Raw genomic sequence first — 4,224 nt, 5'->3', positions numbered from 1 at the left:
TACTTTCACGGCTATCGCTCCAGCACCGCGGACGATATCCGCGAGCAGCTCGCCTACCGCGAGGCCAATGCCGAGCGCTTGGCGTCGTTCAACCCCACGCGCACGCTTTCTGCCGGGCGCACCAACATCATGCTCGACGAGGACGCGGGCCTGCTGATCATTACCTCGCAGAGCCGCTGGCGCGACGCCAATCCCGACATCATCGAGTTCTCGCAGGTGCTCGGCTGCGATATGGATATCGACGAGCATCGCACCGAGATCTATCGCGAGACTAAGGACGGCGAGCGCGAGAGCTACAACCCGCCGCGCTACGACCTGGATTACGACTTTAATCTGACCATCCACGTCAACACGCCGTACTTTACCGAGATCAACCTGCGCGTAAACGACTCCACCATCGATCAGCGCGGGTCCATCGAGTACCGCGAGGCCAAGCGACAGGCAACCGAAGTTCGCGACGCGCTAGTGCAGCTGCGCCAGGAGACGCGCGACAGCGTCGTGGCCGCCAAGGCCCCCAAGACCGCGGTCACCTGTCCCTTCTGCGGAGCCACCACCATTCCCGATGCCAGTGGGCGCTGCGAATACTGCGGCGGCGCCATCGGCGCATAGCCTCCGGCACGGAAAGGACCGATCATGGCCTTCGAGAGCGTCAACTATCAGTGCCCTGCCTGCGGTGGTCCCCTGCATTTTGCCAGCGCCGAGCAAAAGCTTGTCTGCGACTACTGTGACTCACGCTTTGAAGTCGAAGAAGTCGAGGCCCTCTATCGCGAGCGTCAGGACAAGGCAGACGCCAAAGCCGACGCGGCGGCGGCAGCACCCAAACCCGTGGCCGACGCCGCGGTACAGGAGCTCGCCCAAAACGCCGGCTACATCTGCTCGTCGTGCGGCGCCGAGCTCGTGTCCGACGGCACCGTCGCCGTCACCACCTGCCCGTACTGCGGCAACTCCGCCGTGGCGCCCGACCAGCTCTCTGGCGACTTCTCGCCCGACCTGGTGATTCCGTTTAAGCTCGGGCGCGATGACGTCACGGCCGCACTCAAGGAACACTACAAGGGCAAGATCTTGCTGCCCAAGAGCTTTGTCACCGGCAACCACATCGACGAGGTCCAAGGTGTCTACGTGCCGTTTTGGCTCTACGGCGCCCGCGTTGACGGCGAAGTGTATTTTGACGCGACCAACGAGACCGTGACCGAGGAATCCGATCGCACCGTCACGACCACCGACCACTACGATGCCTATCGCAAGGGCAATATCTCGTTTAAGCGCGTGCCCGTCGACGGATCGTCCAAGATGCCCGACGGCCACATGGACGCCATCGAGCCGTTTGACTACGACGCGCTGCGTCCGTTCTCGGTCGCATATATGCCCGGCTACATCGCCAACCGTTACGATGAGGATTGCGAGACGTGCAAGGCGCGCGCCGAGCGCCGCATGGAGGAGAGCACGATCTCGGTCCTGCGCGAGACCGTCGTCGACGAATACGACGATGCCACGGTCGAAAGCAAGCAGCTCGACTACACCTGGGAAGACAGCGACTACGCCCTGTTCCCCGTCTGGATGCTCTCCACCTCGTGGAACGGCAAGAGCTACCTGTTTGCCATGAACGGCCAGACCGGCCGCTTGGTCGGCGAGCTCCCCTGCTCCAAGCCCAAGCTCGCTATTGCCTCGGTGCTGTTCTTTGTGATCGGATTTATCCTCTCCCAGGTTCTCTTTATGGGGGAATACGCCTTCGATCCAGATTACCTCACCTTCGATATCGAGGGCATTCTCATCAACATCATCGCGCCGCTGATCATCGTGATTATCGGAGACGTGCTACTGGTAGGCCAGCTCAAGACGGCCAACGAGGCCGCCCACGCCGACGAGTACTGCGGCGAGCTCGACCTGACCGAGAAGCACGACACCTTCAGCCACACCGAGACCACCGTTGTCATGAAAGACGACAAGGACGACTAAGCAATCCAACCAATACCACCCGGCCTTTGACGAGAAAGGAAGATCACCATGGGACTCTTGAAAGCTGGATTGGGAGCTGCCGGCGGCGTCATGGCCGACCAGTGGAAGGAATTTATCTATTGCGAATCGATGCCTGCTGACGTCTTGGCCTGCAAGGGCAGCAAGCGCACCGGCGGTCGCAGCTCCAACACGCGCGGCGAGGACAACGTTATCTCCAACGGCTCCGTCATCGCCGTTAACGACGGCCAGGGCATGCTCGTGGTGCAAAACGGCAAGATCATCGAGGTTGCGCTGGAGCCCGGCGAGTTCGTCTTTGACACTGGCAGCGAGCCGAGCGTCTTTAGTGGCAACCTGGGCGACTCCATCAAGGAGACGTTCGCCAATATCGGCAGCCGCTTTACCTTTGGCGGCGACGCGGGCAAGGACCAGCGTGTCTACTTCATCAACACCAAGGAGATCATCGGCAACAAGTACGGCACCGCCTCGCCCGTGCCCTTCCGCGTGGTCGACAACAACATTGGCCTGGACGTTGACATCTCCGTTCGCTGCAACGGCGAGTATTCGTACCGCATCACCAACCCGCTGCTGTTCTATACCAACGTGTGCGGCAACGTGACCGATAGCTACACGCGCGATAAGATCGACAGCCAGCTTAAGTCCGAGCTGCTCACCGCTCTGCAGCCCGCCTTTGCCAAGATCTCGGAGATGGGCATCCGCTACAGTGCCATCCCCGGCCACACCACCGAGCTCGCCCGCGCGCTCAACGAAGTCCTCTCGGCCGACTGGCGCGACCTGCGTGGTGTCGAGATCGTGAGCTTTGGCGTCAACTCCATCGCAGCCTCGCAAGAAGACGAGCAGATGATCAAGGACCTGCAGAAGGCCGCAGTCATGCGCGATCCCACCATGGCGGCAGCCAACATTGCCAGCGCCCAGAGCGACGCAATGCGCGCGGCAGCCGCCAATCCCAACGGCGCGATGGCAGGCTTTATGGGCATGGGCATGGCAGGTGGCATGGGCGGCATGAACGCCAGCCAGCTGTTCGCCGCCGGCCAGGCACAGCAGCAGGCCGCCCCGCAGCCGGCTCCGACACCCGCTCCCGTACCGGCTCCTGCCGCTGCTCCCGCGGTCGGCACATGGACCTGCAGCTGCGGCGCCACCAACACCGGCAAGTTCTGCTCCGAGTGTGGCAGTCCCGCACCCGCCCCGGCACCGGCCAAGTGGTTCTGCCCCAACTGCGGCAGCGAAAACGGCGGCAAGTTCTGCAGCAACTGCGGAACGCCCAGGCCCTAGCCCCTCTATCTGGTAATTGGCGGGGGATCCGCCACCCCCGCATTTGCTTCTATGGGTTTCGTTCGATAAAGGAGGACACCATGAAGACAACGTTCAAAAAGTCCGTACTCGCATTTCTGACATGCGTCCTTGCGCTCGCCTTTGCCCTGACGGGCTGCAGCGGCGGCGGCAAAGACCCCAAGGCCAACTTCGTCGGCAGCTGGGAACTCTCGGGTGGAACCCTGGAGGGCGAAGAACTGACCGATGAGTACATGAAGATGCTCGAGGATTGGGGTGTGCACTGCGTCCTGATTCTCGATGAGGACGGTACAGGTGCCCTCGACCTGTTCCTTGAAGTCGTCGACCTTAAATGGGAGGCAAAGGACGCCACCACCGTAACCATCACCGCCGAAGACGAGTCGCATGACATGAAGCTCAAGGACGGCAAGCTCATCCTCGAAGAGGATGACGGCAATCTTGTCTTTACCAAGTCCGACAAGGACCTGTCCGGCACGGTGAAGAAGGATCGCGAGGCGGCCGAGAAGGAAGAAGAGATCGACGAGGCCGTCGAAGACGACGACGTCCAGAAGATTGAAATCTCCCCCGCCGTCACCGTTGCCGATGACGACCTGTGCACCATCACCATCACCGAGAAGTTCAAGGACGAGTGGGGCGACATCGGTTTTGTCGTCAACATCACCAACAAGAGCGACAAGGACCTGACCTTCTACGCTCCTTCCGGCAAGACCAACGTCAACGGCACCATGAAGGAACCCTGGTTCTCGGCTCACCTGATGCCCGGCACCAACGCCACTGAGGAATTCACGTTCTCGAACGGCACGCTCGATAGCCTTGACGACCTGGTCAATACGACCATCGGCATCGACGCCTACCTGACCGATTCCTACGAGGACGTCGCCTCCTACAGCGCAACCATCGCGTAGCGGCACGTAACATCAGCCGCGGATTGGCGGACACATCCGCGCACATGCCAGGCGG

4 protein-coding genes are annotated in these 4,224 nt (G+C 61.3%); all 4 read left to right on the top strand.

Annotated features, from left to right (window positions below):
• Positions 1-609 (top strand): hypothetical protein (locus tag DXC67_RS02260; RefSeq protein ID WP_233503132.1); only part of this gene is annotated, 609 nt, incomplete at its 5' end.
• A gap of 24 nt (positions 610-633) precedes the next feature.
• Positions 634-1,956 carry a hypothetical protein gene (locus tag DXC67_RS02255; protein WP_117637191.1) on the top strand — a complete coding sequence of 441 codons (1,323 nt, stop codon included), beginning with the start codon at positions 634-636 and terminating at the stop codon, positions 1,954-1,956.
• Between the two features lie 48 nt (positions 1,957-2,004).
• Positions 2,005-3,246, top strand: coding sequence for an SPFH domain-containing protein (locus tag DXC67_RS02250; RefSeq protein ID WP_117637190.1), 1,242 nt, complete (start codon positions 2,005-2,007; stop codon positions 3,244-3,246).
• 80 nt (positions 3,247-3,326) lie between these two features.
• On the top strand, positions 3,327-4,169 hold the full coding sequence (locus tag DXC67_RS02245) for a hypothetical protein (protein WP_117637189.1): 843 nt from the start codon (positions 3,327-3,329) through the stop codon (positions 4,167-4,169).
• Positions 4,170-4,224 lie beyond the last annotated feature (55 nt).

The sequence above is a fragment of the Collinsella sp. TF07-1 genome, from assembly GCF_003437235.1.
In the GTDB taxonomy this organism is placed as follows: Bacteria; Actinomycetota; Coriobacteriia; order Coriobacteriales; family Coriobacteriaceae; genus Collinsella.
Note: the sequence above shows the minus strand (reverse complement) of the source record. Positions and strands in the feature narration are given on the sequence as shown.